Genomic DNA, 25,701 nt, shown 5'->3' with positions numbered 1-25,701 from the left:
GGGGTCGTACCCGGCGGGGTGCCCGCTATGCGCCGGACGTCGGGCGGAGTTGGCTCCGCCTCGCGCGGCGGCGTACGCTGGCTGTCGCGCCAGAGGTCTGCCTGCGTCCCGGACGGAGTGGACCCTCGCTCGCTATCAGCCCCACCTGTCGCTCCGCGGCTCCCGGGCACGACACCACCGGTAGTGAAAACGACCTCCTGCGCGCGCCCGCACGACTTCTGCCCATCCAAGGATCTGTCTCTACATGACGAGCACCCTCTCCTCTCTTCCGGCCAACTTCGATATCGCTGGTGACGCGCCCCAGGTGGCGGTCAACGACATCGGGTCCGAAGAGGACTTCCTCGCCGCGATCGACGCGACCATCAAGTACTTCAACGACGGTGACATCGTCGCCGGCACCATCGTCAAGGTGGACCGCGACGAGGTCCTGCTCGACATCGGCTACAAGACCGAGGGCGTCATCCCCTCGCGCGAGCTGTCGATCAAGCACGACGTCGACCCCTCCGAGGTCGTCGAGGTCGGCGACGAGGTCGAGGCCCTGGTCCTCCAGAAGGAGGACAAGGAAGGCCGCCTGATCCTGTCCAAGAAGCGCGCCCAGTACGAGCGCGCCTGGGGCACCATCGAGCAGGTCAAGGAGGAGGACGGCGTCGTCGAGGGCACCGTCATCGAGGTCGTCAAGGGCGGCCTGATCCTGGACATCGGCCTGCGCGGCTTCCTGCCGGCCTCGCTCGTCGAGATGCGTCGCGTCCGCGACCTGCAGCCCTACGTCGGCCAGACCCTCGAGGCCAAGATCATCGAGCTCGACAAGAACCGCAACAACGTGGTCCTGTCGCGCCGCGCCTGGCTCGAGCAGACCCAGTCCGAGGTCCGCCACGGCTTCCTGACCCAGCTCCAGAAGGGTCAGATCCGCAAGGGTGTCGTCTCCTCGATCGTCAACTTCGGTGCGTTCGTGGACCTCGGCGGCGTCGACGGTCTCGTCCACGTCTCCGAGCTGTCCTGGAAGCACATCGACCACCCGTCCGAGGTCGTCGCCGTGGGCGACGAGGTCACCGTCGAGGTCCTCGACGTGGACATGGACCGCGAGCGTGTCTCCCTGTCGCTGAAGGCGACGCAGGAGGACCCGTGGCAGCACTTCGCCCGCACCCACCAGATCGGCCAGATCGTGCCGGGCAAGGTCACCAAGCTGGTGCCCTTCGGCTCGTTCGTCCGCGTCGAGGAGGGCATCGAGGGCCTGGTGCACATCTCCGAGCTGGCCGAGCGCCACGTGGAGATCCCCGAGCAGGTCGTCCAGGTCAACGACGACGTCATGGTCAAGATCATCGACATCGACCTCGAGCGTCGCCGGATCTCGCTGTCGCTCAAGCAGGCCAACGAGACCGCCACGGCTGCCGACGTCGAGGAGTTCGACCCGACGCTGTACGGCATGACCGCGACCTACGACGAGCAGGGCAACTACGTCTACCCCGAGGGCTTCGACCCGGAGACCGGCGAGTGGCTCGAGGGCTACGACGAGCAGCGCGCGACCTGGGAGGAGCAGTACGCCAAGGCGCACGCCCGCTGGGAGGCCCACGTCAAGCAGCAGCAGGAGGCCGCCAAGGCCGAGGTCGAGGCCGGCGAGGCCACCTCGTACTCCAGCGGTGGCACCGACGAGGCCGCCAGCACCGACGGCGGCGGCGGCGGCTCGCTCGCCTCGGACGAGGCGCTGCAGGCGCTCCGCGAGAAGCTCACCGGCGGTCAGTGATCACCTCGTGACCAGCTGAACCGCGGGGACGCACCCGCACTCCGCACGAAGGCCCGGCCACCTCACGGTGGCCGGGCCTTCGGCGTTGTCGAGCACTTCTCGGACGCTCGTCGACGGCAGCGACGTCGCTGTCATCCGCGGGCGGGGGAGCGGAACTGCGGGTCGTCGAAGCGGGAGGACGGCGGACGGGACGGCCCGGGGCCGTCGTGGGAGGTGCGGCGGACGGTCTCGACGGCCAGGGCGGTCGCGACCAGCAGGAGCAGGATCAGGAAGGTCATGGCAGGAATGCTGCTCCGCTCGCGATCCTGCCACGAGTGGCAGTGATGACAGGCTGCGTTGATTTCCTGCCACGTCCTGCGGCATGCTCGTCACGTGCGCAACGTGGTGGTGGTCGTCCAGGACGGCGCGGAGCCGTTCGGGCTCGGGTCGATGTGCGAGGTGTGGGCCGAGCCCTACCACCCCGATGACGACAACCCGGTCTTCGACTTCAAGGTGGCCACGCCGCGACCGGGCCGCGTGCGCGGCGCGTCCGGCTTCGACCTGCACGTCGAGCACGGGCTGGACGTGGTCGCGGAGGCCGACCTGGTCTGCGTCTGCCCGAAGCGTGACTACCTCGACCCCTCACCGGAGGTCGCCGCGGTGGTGCGCGCCGCGTACGACCGTGGCGCGACGATCTTCGCGCACTGCACCGCCGCGTTCGTGCTGGGCGAGGCCGGCCTGCTCGACGGCCGCCGCTGCACCACCCACTGGCGCCACGTCGACGCCCTGGCCGAGTGCTACCCCGAGGCGAAGGTCGACGCCGACGTGCTCTACGTCCACGACGGCCCGGTCGTCACCGGTGCGGGGTCGGCCGCAGGGCTCGATGCCGCGCTGCACCTGCTGCGCGAGACCTTCGGGGCGGCGACCGCCGCGGCGACCGCGCGGCGGATGGTCGTGCCGCCGCACCGCGACGGCGGACAGGCGCAGTTCATCGCCCACGCCGTGCCGGACTGCGACGCCGAGACCCTCGGCCCGCTGCTCACCTGGATCGTGGAGAACCTCGGCGACGACCTCGACGTCGAGACGCTCGCGCGGCGGGCGCTGATGTCACCTCGGACCTTCGCGCGCCGCTTCCGCGCGGAGACCGGCGCCACGCCGCACGCCTGGGTCACCCGCCAGCGGGTGCTCCGCGCGGAGCAGCTGCTCGAGCGGTCCGACAAGCCGGTCGAGTGGATCGCGACCGAGGTCGGCTTCGGCAACGCTGCGACCCTGCGCCACCACTTCAGCCGCGTGCGCGGCGTCAGCCCGCAGCAGTACCGGCGGCAGTTCGCCTGCTGAGCGCGGCCGTCGGCCCGACTCAGCGTGGCAGCTGGTCGCGCAGCACCTTGCCGGTCAGCGTTCGGGGGAGGTCGTCGAGGAACGACCAGGTCTTGGGCCGCTTCGGCGGGGCCAGCCGCTCGCGGACGTACGCCGCCAGGTCGGCCTCGGTGGCGGTGCCGACGACCGCCGCGCAGACGCGCTGGCCCCACTGCTCGTCGGGCACGCCGTACACCGCGACGTCCTCGACGCCGGGGTGCTCGCGCAGCACCTGCTCGACCTCGAGCGGGTAGACGTTGACGCCGCCGCTGATGACCAGGTCCTCGCGGCGGCCGTCGAGGTGGAGGTAGCCGTCCTCGTCGAGCCGCCCGAGGTCGCCGACGGTGAACTCCTCGCCGTCCCACGCGGCCGCGGTCTTCTCGGGTGCCCCGTAGTAGACGAACCGCGCGAACTCCGGCACGGCACACCAGATCGTGCCGTCCTCGGCGACCCGCAGCCGGCGGCCGGGTCGCGCGCGACCGACGGTGCCGGGGCGCGCCAGCCACTCCTCGCTGGAGCAGACGGTGAACTGTCCCTCGGTCGAGCCGTAGAACTCCCAGGTCGACCCCGCCGGGAACGCCTCGACCAGGCGTCGCTTCACCTTCTCCGGGCACGGCGCACCCGCGTGGGCGACGAGCCGGAAGCACGACAGGTCCGGCCACCCGTGCTCGTCCCAGTGCGCGAAGAGCCGCTGGAGGTGGGTCGGCACGCAGAACATCGTCGTCGGCCGCTCGGTGGCGATCGCATCGGTGGTCTGCACGGGGTCGAACGGCCCGGGGACCACGACCCGGCCGCCCGCGAGCGCTGTCCCCATCGCGAAGCGCAGGGGAGCGGAGTGGTAGAGCGGGCTGAGCACGAGGTTCGTGTCGTCGGCGGTGAAGCCCCACAGATCGCGCTCCTCCGCGACCAGCGCTCGCGCGGAGTCCTCGTCGAGGAGCCCGCTGTAGACGCCCTTGGGGGTGCCGGTCGTCCCGCTGGTCACGTGCATCGGTCGCCCCAGCGGCAGCCCGCGTCGCGCGTCCGGGTCGACCAGGCCGGCCAGCGTGTCCTCGTCCTCGACGACCAGGGTCGGGTCGAGCCCGGCGAGGATCCGGTCGCGCTCGTGGTTGGTCAGCCGCGGGTCGAGCGGGATCGGGAACACCCCACGCGCCAGCAGCGAGACGACCGCGTCGAGGTACGTCGTCGAGCCGCCCACCAGGAGCGCCACCCGGTCGCCGGGTCGGAGGTCGGTGCTGCTCGGGACGGTCGGGGTGGTCACCGGCGGCAGCGTAGTGACCGGCACGGCCGGCCCTTTCCCTCGGTCCGCGGCACCCGGGCCGAGGCGGAGCAGGTGCTCAGGCGCGGGACCAGTGCAGGTCCCGGTCGAGGAGGGTGCCCAGCCGGGCGACCTCCGTCTCGACGGCCGCCTCGCGCAGGGGGACGTCGTCCCGCCAGTCGATGCCGACCTCCGCGCCGTTCCTGCGCCAGGTCCCGCGGACCACGCCGCCGACGACCACGAGGCCGGCCTTGCGGGTCACGGCCTCCCGCACGGCCGATGGGGTGACGGCGGTGTCCTTGGTGCCCGGCCCCATCACCCACTGGTCGTGCCCCGGGAGCAGCCGCACGGCCTCGGACGGCTGCGCCGCGGCGAGCGAGTCCGCGTCCTCGGCCAGGACGTACGCCGTGCTGCCGTCGACGTCGACGGTGGCCAGCTCGTCGCGCAGGCCGGCGAGCCATCCGGCGAGCCGCTTGCGGCCGGCGCTGAGGCCCTCGCCGAGCCAGTAGTGGACGTGGTCGTGCGTCGCGGGGCCGTAGGTGCGCAGGTAGGCGCGGACGGCCGCCGGCCCCGCCTCGCCGAGGTCGGGGATCCCCTGCCACCGTGGGTTCGTCGCGAGGGACCGGAGGGTCAGCCGTCCCTCGCGTGGAGCGGCGAGGCTGAGGTCGCCCTGCCAGCTCAGCGGCTTGACAAGGGTGTGGGCGCCCTCGGCGAAGACGGGACGCAGGTGGCGGTAGGCACGCCGGGTGGTGAGCACCTCGCCGAGCTCCACGACCGTGAGCGGCCCGCCGGTCAGCGCCTCCCGCACGGCGGCCCGGAAGTCCGGCCAGTCCGCGGGGCCGAGCCCGTAGTGCTCGACCCAGCTCGGCAGCTCCCACTGCCGGCCCGCCGCGCGCAGCGCGAGGTAGGCGCCCCCGTCCTCGGGTGCGAGGTAGTGCACCGACCCCCGGAACGCGAACGCCTTGACCACCGTCCCGTCGGCCAGGGCCCGCCGCAGGTCGCCGGTGCGCGACCCCGCAGAGCGCGTCCGCACCGCGAGCTCGGCGAGGGCGTCGTCCATCCCGAGGACCGCGCCGAGGCGGCGCACCACCTCCGCGACCGGCGCGGAGCCGACCGGGTCCAGCAGGTGCCGCTCCAGCCGCCAGCCGAGGGCCTGGCTCCTCGTGACCGTGAGGTCGGGCGGGGCGGTCGCGTCGCTGGTCGTCATGGGGGCATGGTGGTCCCGCTCGGCGGCGGTGGCCAGGGACTCCGGCCGGTTCGGGACGGACCGGCCCGGTGACGTACGTTGGCGCCCATGCGCGTGGGACTCACCGGCGGCATCGCCTCGGGCAAGAGCACGGTGTCGGCGATCCTGGTGGAGCTGGGCGCGGTCCTGATCGACGGTGACGCGCTCGCTCGCGAGGTGGTCCAGCCGGGCACGCCGGGGCTGCAGCGGGTCGTCGAGACGTTCGGGCCCGAGGTGCTCACCGCCGACGGCGAGCTCGACCGGCCGGCGCTCGGCGCGATCGTCTTCGCCGACGAGGCGCGGCGCAAGGAGCTCGAGGCGATCGTGCACCCGCTCGTCTTCGAGCGGATCGTCGAGCTCGAGGCGTCGGCGACGCCCGAGGACCTCGTCGTCCACGACATCCCGCTGCTCGCCGAGTCCGGCCGGGCGCCGACCTTCGACGCGGTGGTCGTGGTGGACGTGCCGGTCGAGACGCAGGTCGACCGGATGCTCACCCAGCGCGGCATGACCCGCGAGGACGCCAAGGCGCGGGTGCGGGCGCAGGCGAGCCGCGAGCAGCGGCTGGCGATCGCGACGCACGTCATCGACAACACCGGCACGCTGGAGGACCTCCGCCGCCGCGTGCTGGAGGTCCACGCCGACCTCATCGGGTCGGCCGCGTGAGGCGTCGTACGACGGCGCTGCCCGCGCTCGCGGCAGCAGCCGTCCTCGTGCTGACCGGCTGCTCCGGCGACCCCGGCCCCCAGGGCCAGGGACCCGCGACGAGTCCTGGTGCGACGTCGTCGGCCGGCACCTCCACGTCGGCCGCGGCCGACCCGGACGCGCCCACCGGTTGGGGGCCGACCGCCGGCGAGCTCGAGCAGGCCCGGGCGCTCGTCGCCGGGTGGGACGCCGCGCAGCTGGCCGGCCAGGTCATCGTCGGCCGGTTCCAGGGCGCCGACCCGGACGAGGCCGCCGCGATGGTCCGCGAGCTCCACTTGTCGGGCCTGTGCGTCACGGCGGGCAACGTCGTCGACGCTGAGCAGGTCCGCGCGCTCAACGCCGCGATCAGCGAGGCGGTCGCCGCGGACGGCCGTGACTTCCCGGCCCTCCTCGGCGTCGACCAGGAGGGCGGTGTGGTCAGCCACCTGCGGGGGATCGCGACCGAGTTCCCGTCGTTCGCCCACGCCGGCCCGGCCGTCGCGCAGGGACCCGCCGGCCGCGACGTCGTACGCCGTGCGGCCGAGACCACCGGGCTGGAGCTGCGCGAGCTCGGCTTCACCTGGGTCTTCGCCCCGGTGGCGGACGTGACCGTCGGCGCCGCCGACCCCACGATCGGCACCCGCTCGCCGTCGACGGACCCCGAGCTCGCGGCGAGGGCCGTCCGGGCGGCCGTCGAGGGCTTCAACGCGGCGGGGGTCGTGTCGACGACCAAGCACTTCCCGGGCCACGGCTCGGTGACCGCCGACAGCCACGAGTCCCTCCCGGTCCTCGGCCGGACGGTCGAGGAGCTGGCGGCGACCGACCTGCCGCCGTTCGAGGCGGCGGTCGAGGCGGGCGCGCCGGCGGTGATGATCGGCCACCTCGACGTCGAGGCGATCGATCCGGGCGTCCCGTCGACCCTGTCCGCGCCGGTCTACGACTTCCTGCGGGACGCCGTCGGCTTCGAGGGCGTCACCATCACCGACTCGCTCGGCATGGGCGCGGTCATGGGTCGGGAGAAGCCTGCGGTCACCGCGCTCAACGCCGGTGCCGACCTCCTGCTCATGCCGCCGGACACCCGCAACACCCACGCGGTCGTGACCGCGGCGATCGAGTCCGGCGAGGTGACCCGCGAGCGCGCCGAGGAGGCCGCAGCGATGGTCGTCGCGCTCCAGATGTGGCAGCAGCGGGTCGCGGGCGAGGTCGAGGTGCCCGCAAATGCGAGCGAGCTCGCGGGAGAGGCCTCCCGCGAGCTCGACGCGATGTACTGACCGGCGGTCCGCCGGATCCCGCTCAGGCGGCGAGGTCCGGGTCGGCGATCCGGCGCAGCTTCTGCAGCGCCTCCCGCTCGAGCTGGCGGACCCGCTCGGCGGAGATGCCGTGCTTGGCGCCGATGTCGGCCAGCTTGTGCTGGCGGCCGTCGGTGAGGCCGTAGCGCGAGCGGATGATGTCGGCGGCGCGGTCGTCGAGGTGGCCGACCAGGCTGTTGAGCCGGTCGCGGGACTCGGTGTCCAGGACGGTGAGGTCCGGGCCGGGCGCGGTCTCCTGCGCCATCAGGTCACCGAGCGAGGTGTCGCCGTCCTCGTCGACGGGGGAGTCGAGGCTGACGTGCTCGCGGCCCCACGACATCAGGTCGAGGACCCGGTCGAGGTCCATGCCGAGCTCTGCGGCGATCTCCTGCGGCTCGGGCTCGCGGCCGAGCTGGCGCTCCAGGGTGCGGCGGGCGCCGCCGACCTGGTTGAGCTCCTCGACGACGTGGACGGGCAGCCGGACGACGCGGGCCTGCTGGGCGATGCCACGCGTGATCGCCTGGCGCACCCACCAGGTGGCGTACGTGGAGAACTTGTAGCCCTTGGTGTAGTCGAACTTCTCGACGGCGCGGATCAGGCCGGTGTTGCCCTCCTGGATCAGGTCGAGCATGGGCATCTGGGCCCGGCCGTACTTGCGGGCGATGGAGACGACGAGACGGAGGTTGGCGGTGATGAACTGGTCGACGGCCTTGCGACCCTCCTCGGCGAGCCACTCGAGCTCCTCCTGGTTGGCCGACATCGGCGCCCCGCCCTTGCGGCGCCCGATCCGGCCCTCGGCGAGCAGGTGCTCGGCGAACAGGCCGGCCTCGATCGTCTTCGACAGCTCCACCTCGGCGGCGGCGTCGAGCAGGGCGTTGCGGGCGATCTCGTCCAGGTAGAGACCGACGCTGTCGCGCCCCTCGATCTCGCGAGCCCCGGACTGTGCGGTGCGTGTGGCCATGCGATGCCCCTCCTCACTGTGAGCACCTGGCACAGGTCCTCACGCTGTCTACAACGCACCCGGTGTCCCGGCGATTCCCGGACCAAACCCTGGTCGGGACCCCGGTTGTCGCGAGTGCCTTCACCGTGGACGACGAGTGGGAAACGGCTGGAGTTGCGCGGATTCCGGACTCTCAGCCACTTCTCAGGACGCCGTCCCCTCGGGAGGTGTTCGGCGCCGACGGGCGGCCCGGATGGCCGCCCGTCGGTGCGTGGCCGGGAGGGGTGGTCAGCGGTCGGCGAGACCCATCCGGTCGAGCATCCACGCCAGGCTGAACGCGCGGTCGTGCCACGCCTTGTAGCGGCCCGAGACGCCACCGTGCCCGGCCGACATCTCGGTGCGCAGCAGGACGTCGGCGTCGGGGTTGGTGGCGCGGATGCGGGCCACCCACTTGGCCGGCTCGACGTAGAGCACCCGGGTGTCGTTGAGCGAGGTCTCGGCGAGGATGGGCGGGTAGGGGCGGGCGGCGACGTTGTCGTACGGCGCGTACGACGCCATGTACTCGTAGACCGCCGGGTCGTCCTCGGGGTTGCCCCACTCGTCGTACTCGGTCACGGTCAGCGGCAGCGTGGCGTCGAGCATCGTGGTGAGCGCGTCGACGAACGGCACGCCCGCGACGATCCCGGCGAACATCTCCGGCGCCTGGTTGGCGACCGCGCCCATGAGCAGCCCACCGGCGCTGGCGCCCTCCGCGACGAGCGTCCCGGGCGTCGTCCAGCCGGTGTCGACGAGGTGGCGGGCGCAGGCGACGAAGTCGGAGAAGGAGTTCTGCTTGCGCATCAGCTTGCCGTCGTCGTACCAGCGCCGGCCCATCTCGCCGCCGCCGCGCACGTGCGCGATGGCGAACGCGGCGCCGCGGTCGAGCAGCGAGAGCCGGGCGACGGAGAAGTAGGGGTCCATCGAGGCCTCGTAGGCGCCGTACCCGTAGAGCAGCGTGGGGAGGGGCGCGCTGCCCATCGTCTCGTCCTCGCGGGCGTCGCGGCGGCACACGATCGAGATCGGGATCCGCTCGCCGTCCTCGGCGGTCGCCCAGAGCCGGTGCTCCTGGTAGTCGGCCGGGTCGTAGCCGCCGAGCACCGGCGCCTGCTTGAGCAGGGTGAGCTCGCGGGTGCGCACGTCGTAGTCGTAGACCGAGGACGGCACGGCCATCGTGGTCCACCCGATGCGGACGGTCGGCTGGAGGAAGCCGGGGTTGCCGCCGGAGCCGACCGTGTAGAGCGGCTTGTCGAACTCGACGAGGTAGTCGTCGCCGGGACCGTCGGCGCCGAGCTCGATGATCCGCAGCTGGGTGAGGCCGTTGCTGCGCTGGTGCACGACGAGGTGACCGGCGAACGCGTCGACGTCCTCGAGCCGGACCTCGGGGTCGTGGGGGACCAGCGGGTCGAGGTCGGCGATTCGGGTCGGCGCGATCGGAGCGGTGCCGATCTCGAAGTCCGGCCCGGTCGCGTTGTGCAGCACCAGGAACCGGTCCTCGCCGCCGATGACCGCGTGGTCGAGGGAGTACTCCACGCCCTCCAGCCGCTCGGCGAAGACCTGGAGGCCGAGCTCGGGGTGGTCGGCGTCGAGGTAGCGGTACTCCGAGGTCACCTTGGAGCCGGCCGCGACCACGATGAACCGGTCGGTGCGGGTGCGACCCACGCCGACCCAGAAGCGACCGTCGGTCTCGTGGTGGACCAGCTCGTCCTCGGCCTGGGCGGTGCCGAGGCGGTGGCGCCAGATCTTGTCGGCGCGCCAGGAGTCGTCGACGGTCGTGTAGTAGAGGTGCTCGCCGGCGCGGTCCCAGGTGGCGCCGCCGATGACGCCGGTGATCTCGTCGTCGAGCAGCCCGCCGGTGGCGAGGTCCAGGACGCGGACGGTGTAGCGCTCGTCGCCGACGGTGTCGGTGGAGTACGCCAGCAGGTTGCCGTCCGGGCTGATCGCCGAGCCGCCGAGGGAGAAGAACTCGTGGCCCTCGGCGAGCGCGTCGAGGTCGAGCAGCACCTGCTCGCCGGGGAGCGCCGGCTCGTCGGGGGCGCAGTCCTCCGCGGGCGTCGGGGGCGTCCAGTCGTCGGGGTCGCTCACGGGGACGCGGCAGGTGGCGCCGTACTCCTTGCCGGCGAAGGTGCGCCCGTAGTACCAGTGGCCCCGGTTGCGCGTCGGCACCGACAGGTCGGTCTCGCGGGTGCGGGCCTTGATCTCCTCGAAGATCGACTGGCGCAGGCCGGCGAGGTGGGCGGTGCGCTCCTGGGTGTAGGCGTTCTCGGCCTCGAGGTGGGCGACGACCTCGGGGGACTCCTTCTCCCGCAGCCACTCGTAGTCGTCGACGCGGGTGTGCCCGTGGATCTCGCGGCTGGTCGGACGGCGGTCGGCGACGGGTGGGACGGCGGGGGGTTGCATGTCGGCAACGCTAGCGTCGGGCCCGTGGACACCGAGACGGCCGTCGACCTCAACGCCGACCTCGGGGAGGAGGTCACCGACGACGCCGCCCTGCTCGCGGTGGTGACGAGCGCGAACGTCGCGTGCGGCTACCACGCCGGCACCGCGGCGATCATGCGCGCGGTGTGCGCCGAGGCAGCCGAGCGCGGGGTGGCGGTGGGGGCGCAGGTCTCCTACGACGACCGCGAGAACTTCGGCCGCGTCGCCCGCGACGTGCCGGGCGAGGTGCTCCGCGAGCAGGTCGCCGACCAGGTCGGCACCCTCTCGTCGATCGCGGCGGCGGCCGGCACCGCCGTCCGCTACGTCAAGCCGCACGGCGCGCTCTACCACCGCGTCATCGACGACGAGGAGCAGGCGGCCGCCGTCCTCGCCGGCTCGGGCGACCTGCCGGTGCTCGGGATGCCGGGCCGGTTCCTCGACCTGGCGGCCGCGGCGGGGCGGAGGGTGTGGCACGAGGGCTTCCCCGACCGTGGGTACGCCGCCGACGGCCGCCTGCTGCCGCGCGGCGAGCCCAGGGCCGTGCTGGAGGACGCCGACGCCATCGCCGCTGCCGCGCTGCGCCTGGCCCCGCAGGTCGACTCGCTGTGCCTGCACGGCGACACCCCCGGCGCGGTCGTCCACGCACGGACCGTCCGCGCCGCCCTCACCGGCGCGGGCTGGACGCTGCGAGCGCCGTGGGAGAGGGGTTGAGCGTGCGGGCGCGACCCGTCGGCCCGTCGGCCCTCCTCGTCGAGGTGGCCGGGCCGGCGGAGGCGCTCGCGCTGGCGGCGTGGGTCCGCGAGCAGGGACTGCCCGTCGTCGACGTGGTCCCGGCGGCGGAGACGGTGCTCCTCGACGGCGTCGACGGCGCCACGGTGCTCGCCGCCCTGCTGGCCTGGGTGCCGACCGCCGAGCCGCCGGTCGGCGACCTGGTCGAGGTGCCCGTCACCTACGACGGTGAGGACCTCGACGCGGTCGCCGAGGCCTGGGGCGTCACCGCCACCGAGGTGGTCGAGCGGCACGCCTCGCTGACCTTCGTCGCCGCCTTCTGCGGCTTCGCGCCCGGCTTCGCCTACCTCGCCGGCCTGCCCGAGGAGCTGGCCGTCCCGCGCCTGGACTCGCCGCGGCCGCGGGTGCCCGCCGGGTCGGTGGCCCTCGCCGGCACCTGGTGCGGCGTCTACCCGACGTCCTCGCCGGGCGGGTGGCGCATCATCGGCCGCACCGACGTGGGCCTCTGGGACGCCCGGCGCGAGCCGCCGGCGCTGCTCCCGCCCGGCACCCGCGTGGTGTTCGTGCCGGCATGAGCCTCCGCGTGCTGGCCGCCGGCCACCTCACCACCGTCCAGGACCGGGGCCGGCCCGGCTGGGCCTCCCTCGGCGTGCCGCGCGCCGGGGCGCTGGACGCACCCGCGGCCGGCCTCGCCAACCGCCTCGTCGGCAACCCGGCCGGTGCGGCGGTCCTCGAGGTGACGCTCGGCGGGCTCGCGGTCCGCGCCGACCGGGACTGCTGGGTCGCGGTCACCGGCGCCGAGGGACCGGTGACCGTCGACGGCCGCCCCCGCGGCCACGCCCGCCCCGAGCGACTGCTGGCCGGCGCCCTGCTCGAGGTGGGTACGCCGTGGCGCGGGGTCCGCTCCTACGTCGCGGTCGCGGGCGGGATCGCGGTCGAGCCGGTGCTCGGCTCCCGCTCGACCGACACGCTCGCGTGGGTCGGCCCGCCCCGCGTCGAGGCCGGCGTCGTGCTGCCGGTGGGGGACCCGGCCGGGCCGCCCGCGCCGCTCGACACCCCGCGGCCGGGTCGCCCGGGGCCGTTGCGCCTGCACCCCGGCCCGCGCGCCGACTGGTTCGCGGGCGACCCGCTCGCGGCGATGTGCCACGCGGCGTACACCGTGGAGGAGGCGTCGAACCGGGTCGGCCTGCGGCTTGCCGGCCCGCCGCTGGAGCGGGTGCGCACCGGCGAGCTGGCCAGCGAGGGCATGGTGCTGGGCGCGGTGCAGGTGCCGCCGAGCGGGCGGCCGGTGGTGTTCCTGGCCGACCACCCGGTGACCGGGGGCTACCCGGTCGTGGCGGTGGTCGACCCGGCCGACCTGTGGATCTGCGCCCAGCTGCGGCCGGGGGACGAGGTCCGGTTCAGTCCTGCTCGTCCGGCAGCGGGGGCGGCACCCACGCGGTGAGGGCGGGGTCGTCCTCGGCGTAGGACCGGACCGGCCCGGCCGGGGTCTCGGCGGTCTCGAAGCGGACGGTGACGACGCCCCGGCCCGAGCCCCAGACCCACCCGCGGCCCATCTCGGCGTGCACGACGTCCATGCCGGGCGACCAGGTGCGCCGGGAGTGGTGGGGCACCTCGACCGCGGGCAGCTCCTCCTCGTCCTCCTCGGTCTCGCCGAAGAGGTCCTCCTGCACCCAGTCGGCCAGCCCGGAGACGCCGACGCCGAGCAGCCGGACGCCGCCCGAGGTGTCGAGGTCGGCCAGCAGCGCCCGTGCCGTGCGCGCGACGGTGGCGGCGCTGTCGGTGGGGGAGACGAGCGTGCTCGAGCGGCTGAGCGTGGTGAAGTCGTGCAGGCGCACCTTGATCGTGATCGTCCGCCCCGACAGCCCGTGCTTGCGCAGCCGCGCGGCCACCTCGCCGGCCTGGCGGGTGAGCAGCCCCTCCATCAGCCGGCGGTCGGTGAGGTCGGTGTCGTAGGTGCCCTCGACGCTGACCGACTTCGCCTCCCGCTCGGCCACGACCGGCCGGTCGTCCTGGGCGCGCGCGAGCGACCACAGGCCGGTGCCGTGGGCCTTGCCGACCAGCCGCACGAGCTCGTCGAGGCTCACCGCCTCGAGCTCGGCGACGGTGTGGATGCCGGCACGCCGGAGCCGCTCGGTGGTCGCCGGCCCGACGCCGGGGATGACCGTGACGCTCATCGGGCGCAGCAGCTCCTGCTCGGTGCCGGGCGCGACGACGACCAGCCCGTCCGGCTTGTCCAGGTCGCTGGCGACCTTGGCGATGAACTTGCTGGTGCCGAGCCCGACCGACGCGGTCAGGCCGCGGGTCACCTCGGTGACGCGCCCGCGCAGCTCCTCGGCGAACGCGGTGACGGTCGCGACCTCCAGGTCCGGCAGCCCGGCGCGCTCGAGGTCGACGAACGCCTCGTCCAGCGACAGCGGCTCGACCAGGGGCGACACCGAGCGGAGCAGCGACATGACCGCGTGCGAGGCCTCGCGGTAGGCGTGGAAGCGGCCGCTGAGGAACGCCGCGTGCGGGCAGCGCGAGCGTGCCTCGCGCGTCGACATGGCCGACCGGACGCCGTGGACGCGGGCCTCGTACGACGCCGTCGCCACCACCCCGCGGCCGCCGACGCCGCCGACGACCACCGGCTTGCCGCGCAGCGACGGCTTGTCCCGCTGCTCGACCGCGGCGAAGAACGCATCGAGGTCGAGGTGCATGACCGACGCCTGCGCGCGCATTCAGCGCCCCGTCCGGCCGGTCATGCGCCGGAACCTACCCGCGGCCCACCCTCCGTCCCCAGACGCCGCCCCGCGCGGCTCCGTCCACAGCCCCACCGGCGGTGCCCCGGCACGGCCGGTGGCCGCGGGGAGCGTCGCACCATGACCACATCGCACCCGGCCACCGGCCGTTCCCCCTTCACCGCCCGCACGACCGAGGACCTGCTCGCCGCCGTGCCCGTCGTCCTCGGCTTCCGACCACGCGAGTCGGTCGTCCTGCTGACCTTCGGTGGCGACCGCTCCCTCCACGCGCGCATCGACCTGCCGACGACCGAGCCCGAGGCCGAGGCGGCTGCCCGACAGCTGCTCGAGCCGTGCCGCCGGCAGCGGGTGCGGGCCGTCGCCCTCGTCGTCCTCACCGGCGACGTGCGCGCCGCGGCCTGGACCAGCCGGGCCGTCGTCCGCGCCTTCACCCGGGCCGGGATCGACGTCGTCGACGCGGTCCGCGCCCACGAGGGCAGGTGGTACGTCGCGAGCGGCCCGCGCGGCGACGTACCGGCCCACGGCGTGCCGTACGACGTCTCGGCCCACCCGTTCGCCGCGCAGGCGGTCCTCGAGGGGCGGGTCACGCTCGACTCGCGCGAGGAGCTGGAGGCGTCCGTGGCAGCGTCGCCGGCCGCGGTGCACGCCGTCCTCGAGGCCGTCGTCGCGCTGCCGGGCGGCGCGGCGTCCCCGGCCGAGGAGAGCCGGTGGGCGGCCGCGCTCGTCGCCCGCTGCGTCGAGGCCGGCACCGGTCCCACCGACGCCGAGGTCGCCCGCCTGGTCGTCGGCATGCTGGACGTGCCGGTGCGTGACGCGGCGTGGGAGCGGATGCGCCGTGCCGACGCGACCGCGCACGTCCGGTTCTGGACCGACGTCGTCCGTCGCACGCCCGACGCCTTCCTCGCCGACCCGGCCGCGCTGCTGGCCTTCGCCGCCTGGCTCTCCGGGCACGGCGCGCTCGCCTGGTGCGCGGTCGACCGCTGCCTCGACGTGGCGCCGGGGCACCGGCTCGCCGGCTACATCGCCCAGGTGCTGACCAACGCCGTCCCGCCGACGGTCTGGGACGACGCCGGGACCGGCTGACCCGCCAGGCCTAAGTGGGTACTGCTCCGGCGTGGTGAGCAGCGCAGCGACGGGTGCCCGCATCCCGGCGGAGGCCGGCCGACATGGGTGAGGAGGTCGACGCCCAGGAGTTCTCGCGGTCGGACCGCACGCGGCACCGGGAGAAGGTCCGTCGGTGCCTGGACGTCTTCGCGCGGATGCTGCGGGACTCGCGGTTCGACACCGACGACCCGATGACCGGGCTCGAGGTCGAGCTGAACCTCGTCGATGAGCAGGGCGACCCCGCCCTGCGCAACGCCGAGGCGCTCGAGGCGATCGCCGACCCCGACTTCCAGACCGAGCTCGGCCAGTTCAACATCGAGATCAACGTGCCGCCGGCGCGGCTGCGCGAGGGTGGACTCACCACCTTCGAGGACAACCTGCGGCGCAGCCTCAACGACGCCGAGACCAAGTCGGCCCGCGTCGGCGCCCACCTGGTGATGATCGGCATCCTGCCGACGCTGACCGGGGAGCACATGAGCCCGGACAGCCTCAGCCCCAACCCGCGCTACAAGCTGCTCAGCGAGCAGATCCTCGACGCGCGCGGCGAGGACATCTCGATCTCCATCGACGGCCCGGAGCGGCTGGTGACGACGACCGACTCGATCGTCCCGGAGGCGGCGTGCACCAGCACGCAGTTCCACGTGCAGACCTCGCCGGCCCAGTTCGCGTCGTACTGGAACGCCTCGCAGGCGATCTCCGCGGTGCAGCTCGCGGTGGGTGCGAACTCGCCCTACCTCCTCGGCCGCGAGCTGTGGCGCGAGACCCGCATCCCGCTCTTCGAGCAGGCCACCGACACCCGGGGTGAGGAGCTGAAGGCCCAGGGCGTGCGGCCGCGGGTGTGGTTCGGCGAACGCTGGGTGACGTCGGTCTTCGACCTGTTCGAGGAGAACGTCCGCTACTTCCCCGCGCTGCTGCCGATCACCGACGAGGAGGACCCGCTCGCCGTGCTCGAGGGCGGAGGCACGCCGAACCTCGCCGAGCTGCGGCTGCACAACGGCACGATCTACCGCTGGAACCGGCCGGTCTACGACATCGCCGGGGGAGTGCCGCACCTGCGGGTGGAGAACCGCGTGCTGGCCGCCGGCCCGACCGTCGCCGACACGATGGCCAACGCCGCCTTCTACTTCGGCCTGGTCCGCCACCTCGCCGAGAGCGAGCGGCCGCTGTGGTCGCAGATGTCCTTCAGTGCCGCGGAGGAGAACTTCCACGTCGCCGCCCAGCAGGGCATCGACGCCCACGTCTACTGGCCCGGTGTCGGCCAGGTCCGTGCGACCGAGCTGGTGCTGCGCCGGCTGCTGCCGATGGCGCGGGCGGGGCTCGAGGCGTGGGGCGTCGACGCGTCGGAGTCCGACCGCCTGCTCGGCATCATCGAGCAGCGCTGCCTCACCGGCGTCAACGGTGCGGAGTGGTTCGCCCGGCGGATGCACGAGCGGGGCGACGAGGAGCGGTACGACGCCCTGCGGGCCACGCTGCTGGAGTACCGCGAGCGGATGCACAGCAACGACCCCGTCCACACCTGGGACTGAGGCTCGAGCCGACGGACGGGTCCCGCCTCACCGCTCGCGGAGCCGCTGCCAGGTCCGGCTCGCTCCGGAGCGTGGGTCGCGCCAGCCACGACGGTTCGCCACGACCATGACCAGCGGCGCCCCGGCCTCCGCGTACGCCGTGCGGGCCGCGGCCAGCCAGGCCGCGTCGACGTCCTGGAGGTCCAGCGCGCCGGTCCGGGTCAACCACACGAGCGGCTCGGGCGAGCCCTGCCGCAGGACGGCCACGCGCATCGCCGCGAGCGCGTCCGCCCGCAGCGCGTGGTCGAGCCGGTCCTCGGCGCGGACCGCCAGCACGCGTTCGGGGCCGCCGGGCATCCCGACGTGGACCAGCGGCAGGTGGACCCGCCGGCGCTCGGACCGAGCGTGGTCCAGCACCGCACGCCGCAGCAGCCGGTCGAGGTCGGCGGGGACCGGGACCGGGATCCCCGGAGCGCTGGCGGGCGGCACGTGCCCAGCCTCCCCGAGACCGGCCGGGACCGCTCCTGGTTCTCCACAGGCGGCTCACCGCCCATCGGCTACCGTGCGCCGCATGGGAACCGTGGTGGTCGGCTACGTGCCGAAGCCCGAGGGCGAGGCAGCGCTGGCGACGGCGATCGACGAGGCGCGGCTGCGCGGCGCGAAGCTGGTCGTCGTGAACTCCCACCGCGGTGGGCCGGACCTGGACCGCGAGGCCGCTGCGGCCGCTGAAGCCGAGCTGGAGGCCGTCCAGGCGCGGCTCGCCGGCGCCGAGGTCGAGCACGAGGTGCGGCACCTCATCCGTGGCTTCGAGCCGGCGGAGGACCTGATCAGCATCGCGGAGGCCAACGACGCCGAGCTGATCGTCATCGGCCTCCGACGCCGGTCCCCGGTCGGCAAGCTGATCCTCGGCAGCAACGCCCAGCGGATCCTGCTGGACGCCAAGTGCCCGGTGCTCGCCGTCAAGGGTGGTGACTGAGGTGCACGCCGCCTCGCTGAGCAGCCTGGTCGAGGAGCACCTGGACAAGGCGCGGGCCGCGGACGCCGGCCGCAGCGCCCACACGACGTACGGCGGGCAGGAGCACCGCCTGCGCCAGACGCTCATCGCGCTGGTCGGCGGGCGACGGCTCGGCGAGCACGAGTCGCCGGGCGAGGCCACCCTGCAGGTCCTGCGTGGGTCGGTGCGCCTGCACGCCGGCCCGGAGACCTGGGACGGCGCCGAGGGCGACCTGCTGGTCGTCCCGCTCGACCGGCACGACCTCGAGGCGCTCACCGACGCCGTCGTGCTGCTCACCGTCGTCACCGGCACCCGCCCGGCCACCTGAGCGGCTCCGGCAGGATGGGCCCATGTCCAGCACGCCTGCCATCCACATCACCGGGGACGACACGGCCGACCGCGTCCTGACCGAGGACCCGTTCGCCCTGCTCGTCGGGATGATGCTCGACCAGCAGTACCCGATGGAGCACGCCTTCCGCGGCCCCGCGAAGGTGCTCGAGCGGTTCGGGACCCTCGAGCCGGCGCGCATCGCCGCCGCGGATCCCGAGGAGTTCGCGGCGCTGTGCTCGACCCCGCCGGCGATCCACCGCTTCCCGGGCTCGATGGCCACCCGCCTGCAGGCCCTCGCCGCGCTGGTCGAGGAGAAGTACGACGGGCGCACCGAGCGGCTGTGGACCGAGGCGGCCACGGGCAAGGACCTGCTCAAGCGCGTGCAGGAGCTGCCCGGCTTCGGCAAGCAGAAGGCACAGATCTTCGTGGCGCTGCTCGCCAAGCAGCTCGGCGTCCGCCCCGACGGCTGGGAGCAGGCGGTCGGCGACTACGCGCTCGAGGGCTACCGCTCGGTCGCCGACGTCGTCGACGGCGACTCGCTGCAGAAGGTGCGCGACTTCAAGAAGGAGAAGAAGGCCGCCGCCAAGGCCCAGGCGGACTGACCACCCCGACGACGCAGGACCGCCCTCTCCGCGTGCGTCGAGGGCGGTCCTTGGGGTGCTAGGGAGCTCAGGCCTGGTGGGTGGCCCGGCCGTCCTGGTCGTCGTCGTAGAAGTCGCGGCTGCCGGACTTCGCGAGCCCCCGGCTGACCATGTAGCCGATGGTCAGCAGGGTGACGTAGAACCACGCCTCCTGGGCGCCGAAGTCCGAGGCGTCGACCACCGCGGAGGCGATGAGCACGCCGATGACGGCCGCGACGTAGGCGATGAGCTCGGTCGTCTTGACCGAGGCCTTCGTCTCGGTGCTGATCCGGCGGCGGGTCGGATAGGTGGCGTCGTGCGTGGCTGCAGACATGCGTGTGCTCCTTGATGGTGTGCCGCCGGACTGCTGACCCCATGACGTTCGGCAGTCGGCTGGGCACTTCGGGGGAAGTCGCCGGAGCGACTGGTCCTGGTGCCCGCCCTCCGGGCTCGGGCCTCCCACCCATCGGGGTGAGCAGGTGTGTGCCTGCCCACACGGCGGCCCGGGCGGGCGGCGGCACGTGGGGCGGCGCTCTGGACCAGCGGGCCCAGTTCCGGGCCGGAGAGGGTGCTGATGCCGCACCCTCACCGACCCCGTGGCAGAATGAGAACCGCGGCTCTTGACATGTGCGGGCTTTGTTGCGCCCGAGAGTCGCCTCGCCGTTAGTTTCACCAGTCTGTTGTTGACGAGAGGTGTTCGTGTCCTCGACCGCGCGCAAGATCCCTGCCGAGGTGCTCTCACACCCAGCCGTCGTGGCCCTCATCGAGCGGGGTAAGCCGTCGGGCAGCCTGAGCCCCGAGGATGTTCGTCAGGCGAGCGAGGACGCGGCCGTCGAGCCGCGCCACCTCAAGTCGCTCCTGGCGCACCTCAGCTCGCTGGGCATCTCCGTCGACGTGAGCGCCAGCGCCCAGCGCGCTGTGGCCGCGACGACGGCCCGCAAGACGACCACCGCCAAGACGGCCAAGAAGGCGCCGGCCAAGAAGGCCGCTGCCTCCCCGGCTGCGGAGGCCGCGGCACCGGCTCCCGCGAAGAAGACGGCGGCGAAGACGGCCAAGACCGCGAAGTCCGCCGCCACGTCCGCCGCGGAGGCGGTGGAGCCCGCCGTCGCGGCGCCGGTCGTCGGCCCCGACGGCAAGAAGATCCTCCCGGACGTCCCGGACGAGCAGTTCGAGAAGGACGTCGCCCAGGACCCGACCATCAAGGCGGACGAGGAGGAGGCCACGGCCACCTCGTCGTTCGTGGTGTCCTCGGCCGACGAGACCGACGAGCCCGCCCAGCAGGTCATGGTCGCCGGCGCGACCGCCGACCCGGTCAAGGACTACCTCAAGCAGATCGGCAAGGTTCCGCTGCTCAACGCCGAGATGGAGGTCGAACTCGCCAAGCGGATCGAGGCCGGCCTGTTCTCGGAGGAGAAGCTCGCCAAGGGCGGCAAGATCACCCCGAAGCTCCTCGAGGAGCTCGAGTGGATCGCCGAGGACGGCCGCCGCGCCAAGAACCACCTGCTCGAGGCGAACCTCCGTCTCGTCGTCTCGCTGGCCAAGCGCTACACCGGCCGCGGCATGCTCTTCCTCGACCTGATCCAGGAGGGCAACCTCGGCCTCATCCGTGCGGTCGAGAAGTTCGACTACACCAAGGGCTACAAGTTCTCGACGTACGCCACGTGGTGGATCCGCCAGGCGATCACCCGCGCCATGGCCGACCAGGCCCGCACCATCCGCATCCCGGTGCACATGGTCGAGGTCATCAACAAGCTGGCCCGCGTCCAGCGCCAGATGCTCCAGGACCTGGGCCGCGAGCCCACCCCGGAGGAGCTGGCCAAGGAGCTCGACATGACCCCCGAGAAGGTCATCGAGGTCCAGAAGTACGGCCGCGAGCCCATCTCGCTGCACACCCCCCTCGGCGAGGACGGCGACAGCGAGTTCGGTGACCTCATCGAGGACTCCGAGGCGATCGTCCCCGCCGACGCGGTGTCGTTCACGCTGCTCCAGGAGCAGCTGCACGCCGTCCTCGACACGCTCTCCGAGCGCGAGGCGGGCGTCGTCAGCATGCGCTTCGGCCTCACCGACGGCCAGCCCAAGACCCTCGACGAGATCGGCAAGGTCTACGGCGTGACCCGCGAGCGGATCCGCCAGATCGAGTCCAAGACGATGTCCAAGCTGCGCCACCCGTCGCGCTCGCAGGTCCTGCGCGACTACCTGGACTGACCGGACCCCCGGCGTACGCCGGAACCGACCGAGCCCCGCACCTCGCCCGAGGTCGCGGGCTCGGTCGTTCCTGGACGCGTAGGGGTCGCGGACGTCATGCGGACGGTGTGACCCCTGGCTCCGTCCGCATGACGTCCGGGTGGGCGGTCAGCCGCCGGCGACCAGCACGACGGCGGCGGCGCAGAGCGCGAGGCCGACGGCCTGGCCGCGGTGGACCGTCTCTCGGAGGACGAGCGCGGCCAGGAGGACGGTCACGGCGGGGTAGAGCGAGGTCAGGACGGCGGCGACCGCGAGCAGGTCCTCGCGGGTGGCCAGCAGGAACAGGCCGGTGGCGGTGGCGCCGAGCAGCCCGCTGACCGCCCCGAGCGCGGCGCCGCGCTCGCGCGGCACCCACGGAGCGCGCACGAGGACCGCCACCACCACGATCGCCAGGCCGGCGACCGCCTGGTTGACCGCCAGGGGGAGCAGTCCGGCGCCCTCGCGGACCTCCGCGAGCGCGGCGAACATCGCCCCGAAGCCCAGCCCGGCCAGCACGCCGTCGACGAGTCCGGAGGACCGCGGGGCCGGGCGACCGTCCACGGTGACGCCGGTCGGCTGCCGGGCGACCAGCCAGATCGCCGGCAGGGCGGCGAGGAACCCGAGCCAGACGAGCACGCCGGGGCGCTCGCCGGCCAGGAGTCCGACGACGACCGGCACGAGGGTGGCGCCGACGCCGGAGACCGGGGCGACGACACCCATCCGGCCGGACGAGAGCCCGCGGTAGAGGAAGGCGGTGCCGAGCCCGTTGCCGATCCCGCCGAGGACGGCCCAGCCGAGATCGGCGCCGGTGGGGGAGCCGTCGACGAACGTGGCCAGGGCCAGGACGGCGGTCGCGCCGGCGAGCTGGGCGGCGAACGCTACCGCCCACGCGGTGGCCCGCTGCGAGGCGAAGCCGCCCACGAAGTCGCCGAGGCCGTAGGCGAGTGCGGCCCCGAGCGCCAGGAGGGCGCCCATCAGGTGACGACGACGCCGACGGCCCAGGTGGCTGCGGCGAGGAGCGCGGCGAGCAGCTCGATGAGGATGCTGAGCCCGGCGGCCTTGAGGGCGTGCACCGTCGACGGCCACGCCGCCCCGGCGCCGACCCGCCGCTGCTCGGCGAGGTAGACGCCGAGCACGAAGCCGAGGAGCAGGCCGACCACGGGGACGACGAAGAAGCCGACGAAGCCGAGCACACCACCGACCACGAGCGTGGAGCTCGGGATGCCGGCGTCCTGCAGGCGGCGGCCCGGCACGGCGTACTTGACCACCGCGCCCAGCGCGAGGACGGCGGTGGCCACCGCGAAGACGATCCAGGCGGTGCTGCCGCCGACGTCGACGGTCCACACCAGGACGGCGGCCAGGACGAGCAGGGTGCCGGGAAGGACGGGGACGAGCACGCCGACGATGCCGATCGCGATCGCGACGGCGACGATGACCTCGAGCAGGCTCACGGCGTCAGCCTGTCACGGGTGGGTGGTCTGGTCCGGCAGGTCTCGAGACGGCGCTGGCGCGCCTCCTCGACCAGCCGAGTCGATGGCGCTGGCGCGCCACGTCCGGACCACCCGGCCCGACCAACGGGCGAGGGTGGAAATGGCCGACGGCCCCGGACATCGTCCGGGGCCGTCGCTAGGTCTGGGTGTCGGTCGGTCAGCGCTCGTCGGGAGCGGCTGCAGGGGTGCCGGTCAGCTTGTGGGTCTCGTCGACGACGTTCGCCGCGATCTCCTTGAGCTTGTCGCCGTGCTCGCGTGCGTGGTGGGCGCAGAAGAGCAGCTCTCCGCCCGTCTGGAGCTCCACACGGAGGTAGGCCTGGGCTCCGCAGCGGTCACAGCGGTCCGCGGCGGTCAGCGGTGCGCTGGGGGCAACGGCAGTGGTCACATCGGCCTCATTTCTTCGGTCTCGGTACCAGGCTCAACGTGTGAGCGGGGCGAAGGATTCCCGCGGTCACGTGGTGCCTGACACCTCGATCTCATCACGATCAGTGTTGCCCGATCCCAGGGTTTCCATGCGCCGGGCCGGGAGGTCCGGATCACGTTCACCCTTCAGGAGGAACAACGACTGGTCCTACGGATTGTGACGGGGTGCGGACCGTCACGGTGCCCGTTCCGCTCACTCCGAGCCGGATCGTGTCCGCATCGTGACGTCCCGCGTCCTGCTGGGTGCTGCTGTGGTCTCGCTGGATGGTGCCGGCTGTGCTGCGGCTCACCGTAGTGGTGGCCGGACGTGGCGTGGCTCCTCGGGGTCACGGCGTGTCGTAGGTAGATTCGGAGCCACCCCACCGACGGATCGCCGCAGCCGGCTGACGGCTGGCCACGGGACGCCGGACCCGCCGTACCGCAGGAGCCCCACGATCGCCGACAACACCTACAACGCAGCGCACCTCCTGGTCCTCGAGGGCCTCGAGGCGGTCCGCAAGCGCCCGGGGATGTACATCGGCTCGACCGACACCCGCGGGCTCATGCACTGCCTGTGGGAGATCATCGACAACGGCGTCGACGAGGCGCTCGGCGGCCACGCGGCCCGCGTCGAGGTCACGCTGCACCCCGACGGCTCCGCGGAGGTCCACGACGACGGCCGCGGCATCCCGACCGACAAGGAGCCCAAGACCGGGCTGCCCGGCGTCGAGGTCGTGGCGACCAAGCTGCACGCGGGCGGCAAGTTCGGCGGCGGGTCGTACGTCGCCACCGGCGGCCTGCACGGCGTCGGCCTCTCGGTGGTCAACGCGCTGTCGACGCGGATGGACATCGACGTGGAGCGCTCGCCGGCGGCCCAGGGCCTCTCGTTCCGCCGCGGCGTCCCCGGTGTCTTCGCGACCGACCAGGACCCCGGCTCCGACTTCGAGTCCCGGTCGGGCCTGACCCGCAAGGGCGGCCGGGTGGCGAAGGGCCGGAGCGGCACGCGGATCCGCTTCTGGCCGGACCGGCAGATCTTCACCAAGGACGCCGGCTTCGTCTACGACGAGCTGGTCACGCGCGCCCGGCAGACGTCGTTCATCGTGCCGGGCCTCGAGCTGGTCATCCGCGACCTGCGCGGACCCGAGCTGGTCGAGGAGAAGTTCCGCCACGACGGCGGCATCACCGAGTTCACCGAGTTCCTGGCGCACGACGAGCCGGTCACCGACGTGCTGCGGCTGCAGGGCTCGGGCACCTTCACCGAGACCGTCCCGCTGCTCGACGACAAGGGGCACATGACCCCGCAGGAGGTCGAGCGCGAGCTGGCCGTCGACGTCGCGGTGCGCTGGGGGACCGGCTACGACACCGAGGTCCGCTCGTTCGTCAACGTGATCGCCACGCCCAAGGGCGGCACCCACGTCGCCGGCTTCGAGCAGGCGGTCACCCGCACCTTCAACGACGCGATGAAGGCCGCGAAGGTGCTCAAGGTCAACGACGACGACGTGACCAAGGACGACGTGCTCGAGGGCATGACCGCGGTCGTGACCGTGCGGCTGGCCGAGCCGCAGTTCGAGGGCCAGACCAAGGAGATCCTCGGCACCCCCGCCGCGCGCACCGTCGTACGCCGTGTGGTCGCCGCCGAGCTGAAGTCGTTCCTGACCTCCACCAAGCGCCAGGAGAAGGCGCAGGCCAAGCTGGTCATGGAGAAGGTGGTCGGCGCGGCGAAGACCCGCATCGCGGCGCGCCAGCACAAGGAGACCCAGCGGCGGAAGAACGCCCTGGAGTCCTCCGCGCTGCCCGCCAAGCTCGCCGACTGCCGCGCGACGGACAACGACCGCACCGAGCTCTTCATCGTCGAGGGTGACTCCGCGCTCGGCACGGCCAAGCTGGCGCGGAACTCCGAGTTCCAGGCGCTGCTGCCGATCCGCGGCAAGATCCTCAACGTCCAGAAGGCCTCGGTCGGCGACATGCTGAAGAACGCCGAGTGCGCCTCGATCATCCAGGTCGTCGGCGCGGGCTCGGGCCGGACGTTCGACCTCGACGCGCGGCGCTACGGCCGGATCATCTTCATGGCCGACGCCGACTCCGACGGCGCGCACATCCGCTGCCTGCTGGCGACGCTGTTCTTCAAGTACATGCCCGAGCTCATCCGCGAGGGCCGCGTCTACTCCGCCGTGCCGCCGCTGCACCGGATCGAGATCTCGAACCCGCGCAAGGGCATGGACAAGTACGTCTACACCTACTCCGACGACCAGCTGCAGCGGAAGCTCGCGGAGCTGAAGAAGAAGAACGTCAAGTGGAAGGACCCGGTCCAGCGCTACAAGGGCCTCGGCGAGATGGACGCCGACCAGCTGGCCGAGACCACCATGGACCCGCGCCGCCGCACCCTGCGCCGGATCACCGTCGACGACGCCGACGCGGCCGCCAACGTCTTCGAGCTGCTCATGGGCTCCGACGTCGCGCCGCGCAAGGAGTTCATCGTCCAGGGCGCCTACGAGGTGGACGTCGAGGCGCTCGACGCCTGAGAGCCCTATGTCAAGCGGCCTCCTGGGTGAGGGCGTTGAGCCGGCCGTGTAGGTCGGGGTTGTAGGGCACGTGGTCGTGCCAGCAGCGCCATAGGATCCTGGTCCAGGCTTGGGCCAGGAT

The 25,701-nt window shown here is 73.3% G+C and carries 25 protein-coding genes; 14 read left to right on the top strand and 11 right to left on the bottom strand.

The annotated features are described in order from the left end of the window. The first annotated feature begins 244 nt into the window (after positions 1-244). Positions 245-1,741, top strand: a complete 1,497-nt coding sequence (rpsA, locus tag G6553_RS18395) for a 30S ribosomal protein S1 (protein ID WP_166196175.1) — start codon at positions 245-247, stop codon at positions 1,739-1,741. Between the two features lie 131 nt (positions 1,742-1,872). On the opposite strand, the gene G6553_RS18390 is transcribed toward rpsA, so the two are convergent. Further along, entirely contained in the window at positions 1,873-2,019 is a 147-nt protein-coding gene (locus tag G6553_RS18390; protein WP_166196173.1) for a hypothetical protein, read from the bottom strand. A gap of 94 nt (positions 2,020-2,113) precedes the next feature. Between G6553_RS18390 and G6553_RS18385 the strand changes: the two genes are divergently transcribed. Then, the gene (locus G6553_RS18385) at positions 2,114-3,058 is read left to right on the top strand and encodes a helix-turn-helix domain-containing protein (RefSeq protein ID WP_166196172.1); all 945 of its coding nucleotides are present in this window, start codon (positions 2,114-2,116) and stop codon (positions 3,056-3,058) included. Between the two features lie 19 nt (positions 3,059-3,077). Here G6553_RS18385 and G6553_RS18380 read toward each other — a convergent pair whose 3' ends face one another. Next, entirely contained in the window at positions 3,078-4,334 is a 1,257-nt protein-coding gene (locus G6553_RS18380; RefSeq protein ID WP_166196170.1) for an AMP-binding protein, read from the bottom strand. A gap of 76 nt (positions 4,335-4,410) precedes the next feature. Then, the gene (locus G6553_RS18375; protein WP_166196168.1) at positions 4,411-5,538 is read right to left on the bottom strand and encodes a crosslink repair DNA glycosylase YcaQ family protein; all 1,128 of its coding nucleotides are present in this window, start codon (positions 5,536-5,538) and stop codon (positions 4,411-4,413) included. Positions 5,539-5,625: 87 nt separating this feature from the next. Between G6553_RS18375 and coaE the strand changes: the two genes are divergently transcribed. Together coaE and G6553_RS18365 are read left to right on the top strand one after the other, a co-directional pair. Then, positions 5,626-6,219 (top strand): dephospho-CoA kinase, encoded by a 594-nt coding sequence (gene coaE / locus G6553_RS18370; protein ID WP_166196166.1) that lies wholly within the window; start codon positions 5,626-5,628, stop codon positions 6,217-6,219. Then, the gene (locus tag G6553_RS18365) at positions 6,216-7,508 is read left to right on the top strand and encodes a glycoside hydrolase family 3 N-terminal domain-containing protein (protein ID WP_166196164.1); all 1,293 of its coding nucleotides are present in this window, start codon (positions 6,216-6,218) and stop codon (positions 7,506-7,508) included. Before coaE ends, G6553_RS18365 begins: the two co-directional genes overlap by 4 nt. A gap of 22 nt (positions 7,509-7,530) precedes the next feature. Here G6553_RS18365 and G6553_RS18360 read toward each other — a convergent pair whose 3' ends face one another. Beyond that, the gene (locus tag G6553_RS18360) at positions 7,531-8,487 is read right to left on the bottom strand and encodes a sigma-70 family RNA polymerase sigma factor (RefSeq protein ID WP_166196162.1); all 957 of its coding nucleotides are present in this window, start codon (positions 8,485-8,487) and stop codon (positions 7,531-7,533) included. Between the two features lie 267 nt (positions 8,488-8,754). After that, on the bottom strand, positions 8,755-10,902 hold the full coding sequence (locus tag G6553_RS18355) for a S9 family peptidase (protein ID WP_166196160.1): 2,148 nt from the start codon (positions 10,900-10,902) through the stop codon (positions 8,755-8,757). A gap of 24 nt (positions 10,903-10,926) precedes the next feature. On the opposite strand from G6553_RS18355, the gene G6553_RS18350 reads away from it, so the two are divergent. Genes G6553_RS18350 through G6553_RS18340 form a run of 3 tightly spaced genes read left to right on the top strand, consistent with a single transcriptional unit; the run spans position 10,927 to position 13,093 of the window. After that, positions 10,927-11,631 (top strand): 5-oxoprolinase subunit PxpA, encoded by a 705-nt coding sequence (locus G6553_RS18350; protein WP_166196158.1) that lies wholly within the window; start codon positions 10,927-10,929, stop codon positions 11,629-11,631. Between the two features lie 2 nt (positions 11,632-11,633). Further along, entirely contained in the window at positions 11,634-12,224 is a 591-nt protein-coding gene (locus G6553_RS18345) for an allophanate hydrolase subunit 1 (protein WP_166196156.1), read from the top strand. Beyond that, positions 12,221-13,093, top strand: coding sequence for a biotin-dependent carboxyltransferase family protein (locus G6553_RS18340; protein WP_166196154.1), 873 nt, complete (start codon positions 12,221-12,223; stop codon positions 13,091-13,093). Before G6553_RS18345 ends, G6553_RS18340 begins: the two co-directional genes overlap by 4 nt. On the opposite strand, the gene G6553_RS18335 is transcribed toward G6553_RS18340, so the two are convergent. Beyond that, positions 13,050-14,369, bottom strand: coding sequence for a DNA polymerase IV (locus G6553_RS18335; protein WP_166196152.1), 1,320 nt, complete (start codon positions 14,367-14,369; stop codon positions 13,050-13,052). The two genes, G6553_RS18340 and G6553_RS18335, sit on opposite strands and share 44 nt — an antisense overlap. Positions 14,370-14,510: 141 nt before the next feature. Here G6553_RS18335 and G6553_RS18330 point away from each other — a divergent pair, with 141 nt between their 5' ends. Both G6553_RS18330 and G6553_RS18325 read left to right on the top strand, forming a co-directional pair. Beyond that, on the top strand, positions 14,511-15,473 hold the full coding sequence (locus G6553_RS18330; RefSeq protein WP_166196150.1) for a DUF4192 domain-containing protein: 963 nt from the start codon (positions 14,511-14,513) through the stop codon (positions 15,471-15,473). 83 nt (positions 15,474-15,556) lie between these two features. Continuing rightward, the gene (locus G6553_RS18325; protein ID WP_166196148.1) at positions 15,557-17,020 is read left to right on the top strand and encodes a glutamate--cysteine ligase; all 1,464 of its coding nucleotides are present in this window, start codon (positions 15,557-15,559) and stop codon (positions 17,018-17,020) included. A 27-nt stretch (positions 17,021-17,047) separates the two neighbouring features. On the opposite strand, the gene G6553_RS18320 is transcribed toward G6553_RS18325, so the two are convergent. Next, positions 17,048-17,488: a hypothetical protein gene (locus G6553_RS18320; protein ID WP_347565800.1), complete on the bottom strand. Its 441-nt coding sequence runs from the start codon at positions 17,486-17,488 to the stop codon at positions 17,048-17,050. Positions 17,489-17,570: 82 nt separating this feature from the next. Between G6553_RS18320 and G6553_RS18315 the strand changes: the two genes are divergently transcribed. The 3 genes from G6553_RS18315 to G6553_RS18305 are packed head-to-tail and all read left to right on the top strand — an operon-like array spanning position 17,571 to position 18,925. After that, on the top strand, positions 17,571-17,975 hold the full coding sequence (locus tag G6553_RS18315) for a universal stress protein (protein WP_166196146.1): 405 nt from the start codon (positions 17,571-17,573) through the stop codon (positions 17,973-17,975). Beyond that, positions 17,968-18,321 carry a cupin domain-containing protein gene (locus tag G6553_RS18310; RefSeq protein ID WP_347565799.1) on the top strand — a complete coding sequence of 118 codons (354 nt, stop codon included), beginning with the start codon at positions 17,968-17,970 and terminating at the stop codon, positions 18,319-18,321. The genes G6553_RS18315 and G6553_RS18310 overlap by 8 nt, the downstream gene beginning before the upstream one ends. Before the next feature lie 22 nt (positions 18,322-18,343). After that, positions 18,344-18,925, top strand: a complete 582-nt coding sequence (locus G6553_RS18305; protein WP_166196144.1) for an HhH-GPD-type base excision DNA repair protein — start codon at positions 18,344-18,346, stop codon at positions 18,923-18,925. Between the two features lie 67 nt (positions 18,926-18,992). On the opposite strand, the gene G6553_RS18300 is transcribed toward G6553_RS18305, so the two are convergent. After that, positions 18,993-19,277, bottom strand: coding sequence for a hypothetical protein (locus G6553_RS18300; protein WP_166196142.1), 285 nt, complete (start codon positions 19,275-19,277; stop codon positions 18,993-18,995). Positions 19,278-19,636: 359 nt separating this feature from the next. Between G6553_RS18300 and G6553_RS18295 the strand changes: the two genes are divergently transcribed. After that, on the top strand, positions 19,637-21,148 hold the full coding sequence (locus tag G6553_RS18295; RefSeq protein WP_166196140.1) for an RNA polymerase sigma factor: 1,512 nt from the start codon (positions 19,637-19,639) through the stop codon (positions 21,146-21,148). A 147-nt stretch (positions 21,149-21,295) separates the two neighbouring features. On the opposite strand, the gene G6553_RS18290 is transcribed toward G6553_RS18295, so the two are convergent. The 3 genes from G6553_RS18290 to G6553_RS18280 form a co-directional block, all read right to left on the bottom strand. After that, positions 21,296-22,141, bottom strand: coding sequence for an EamA family transporter (locus tag G6553_RS18290; protein ID WP_166196138.1), 846 nt, complete (start codon positions 22,139-22,141; stop codon positions 21,296-21,298). Next, entirely contained in the window at positions 22,141-22,617 is a 477-nt protein-coding gene (locus G6553_RS18285) for a DUF456 domain-containing protein (RefSeq protein ID WP_166196136.1), read from the bottom strand. The genes G6553_RS18290 and G6553_RS18285 overlap by 1 nt, the downstream gene beginning before the upstream one ends. Positions 22,618-22,813: 196 nt before the next feature. Next, positions 22,814-23,041: a hypothetical protein gene (locus G6553_RS18280; protein WP_166196134.1), complete on the bottom strand. Its 228-nt coding sequence runs from the start codon at positions 23,039-23,041 to the stop codon at positions 22,814-22,816. Between the two features lie 472 nt (positions 23,042-23,513). On the opposite strand from G6553_RS18280, the gene G6553_RS18275 reads away from it, so the two are divergent. Then, positions 23,514-25,580 carry a DNA topoisomerase IV subunit B gene (locus G6553_RS18275; RefSeq protein ID WP_166196177.1) on the top strand — a complete coding sequence of 689 codons (2,067 nt, stop codon included), beginning with the start codon at positions 23,514-23,516 and terminating at the stop codon, positions 25,578-25,580. Positions 25,581-25,701 lie beyond the last annotated feature (121 nt).

The organism is Nocardioides sp. IC4_145, from assembly GCF_011250565.1.
GTDB lineage: Bacteria > Actinomycetota > Actinomycetes > Propionibacteriales > Nocardioidaceae > Nocardioides.
The sequence above is the reverse complement of the archived record's forward strand: the minus strand, read 5'-3'. Positions and strand labels throughout refer to the sequence as shown.

Excerpts from the sequence above, each read along its gene's own strand:
- rpsA (WP_166196175.1), top strand. The coding sequence starts at position 245 with ATGACGAGCACCCTCTCCTCTCTTCCGGCCAACTTCGATATCGCTGGT.
- G6553_RS18390 (WP_166196173.1), bottom strand. The coding sequence starts at position 2,019 with ATGACCTTCCTGATCCTGCTCCTGCTGGTCGCGACCGCCCTGGCCGTC.
- G6553_RS18375 (WP_166196168.1), bottom strand. The coding sequence starts at position 5,538 with ATGACGACCAGCGACGCGACCGCCCCGCCCGACCTCACGGTCACGAGG.
- coaE (WP_166196166.1), top strand. The coding sequence starts at position 5,626 with ATGCGCGTGGGACTCACCGGCGGCATCGCCTCGGGCAAGAGCACGGTG.
- G6553_RS18360 (WP_166196162.1), bottom strand. The coding sequence starts at position 8,487 with ATGGCCACACGCACCGCACAGTCCGGGGCTCGCGAGATCGAGGGGCGC.
- G6553_RS18355 (WP_166196160.1), bottom strand. The coding sequence starts at position 10,902 with ATGCAACCCCCCGCCGTCCCACCCGTCGCCGACCGCCGTCCGACCAGC.
- G6553_RS18340 (WP_166196154.1), top strand. The coding sequence starts at position 12,221 with ATGAGCCTCCGCGTGCTGGCCGCCGGCCACCTCACCACCGTCCAGGAC.
- G6553_RS18335 (WP_166196152.1), bottom strand. The coding sequence starts at position 14,369 with ATGCGCGCGCAGGCGTCGGTCATGCACCTCGACCTCGATGCGTTCTTC.
- G6553_RS18330 (WP_166196150.1), top strand. The coding sequence starts at position 14,511 with ATGACCACATCGCACCCGGCCACCGGCCGTTCCCCCTTCACCGCCCGC.
- G6553_RS18325 (WP_166196148.1), top strand. The coding sequence starts at position 15,557 with ATGGGTGAGGAGGTCGACGCCCAGGAGTTCTCGCGGTCGGACCGCACG.
- G6553_RS18315 (WP_166196146.1), top strand. The coding sequence starts at position 17,571 with ATGGGAACCGTGGTGGTCGGCTACGTGCCGAAGCCCGAGGGCGAGGCA.
- G6553_RS18305 (WP_166196144.1), top strand. The coding sequence starts at position 18,344 with ATGTCCAGCACGCCTGCCATCCACATCACCGGGGACGACACGGCCGAC.
- G6553_RS18300 (WP_166196142.1), bottom strand. The coding sequence starts at position 19,277 with ATGTCTGCAGCCACGCACGACGCCACCTATCCGACCCGCCGCCGGATC.
- G6553_RS18290 (WP_166196138.1), bottom strand. The coding sequence starts at position 22,141 with ATGGGCGCCCTCCTGGCGCTCGGGGCCGCACTCGCCTACGGCCTCGGC.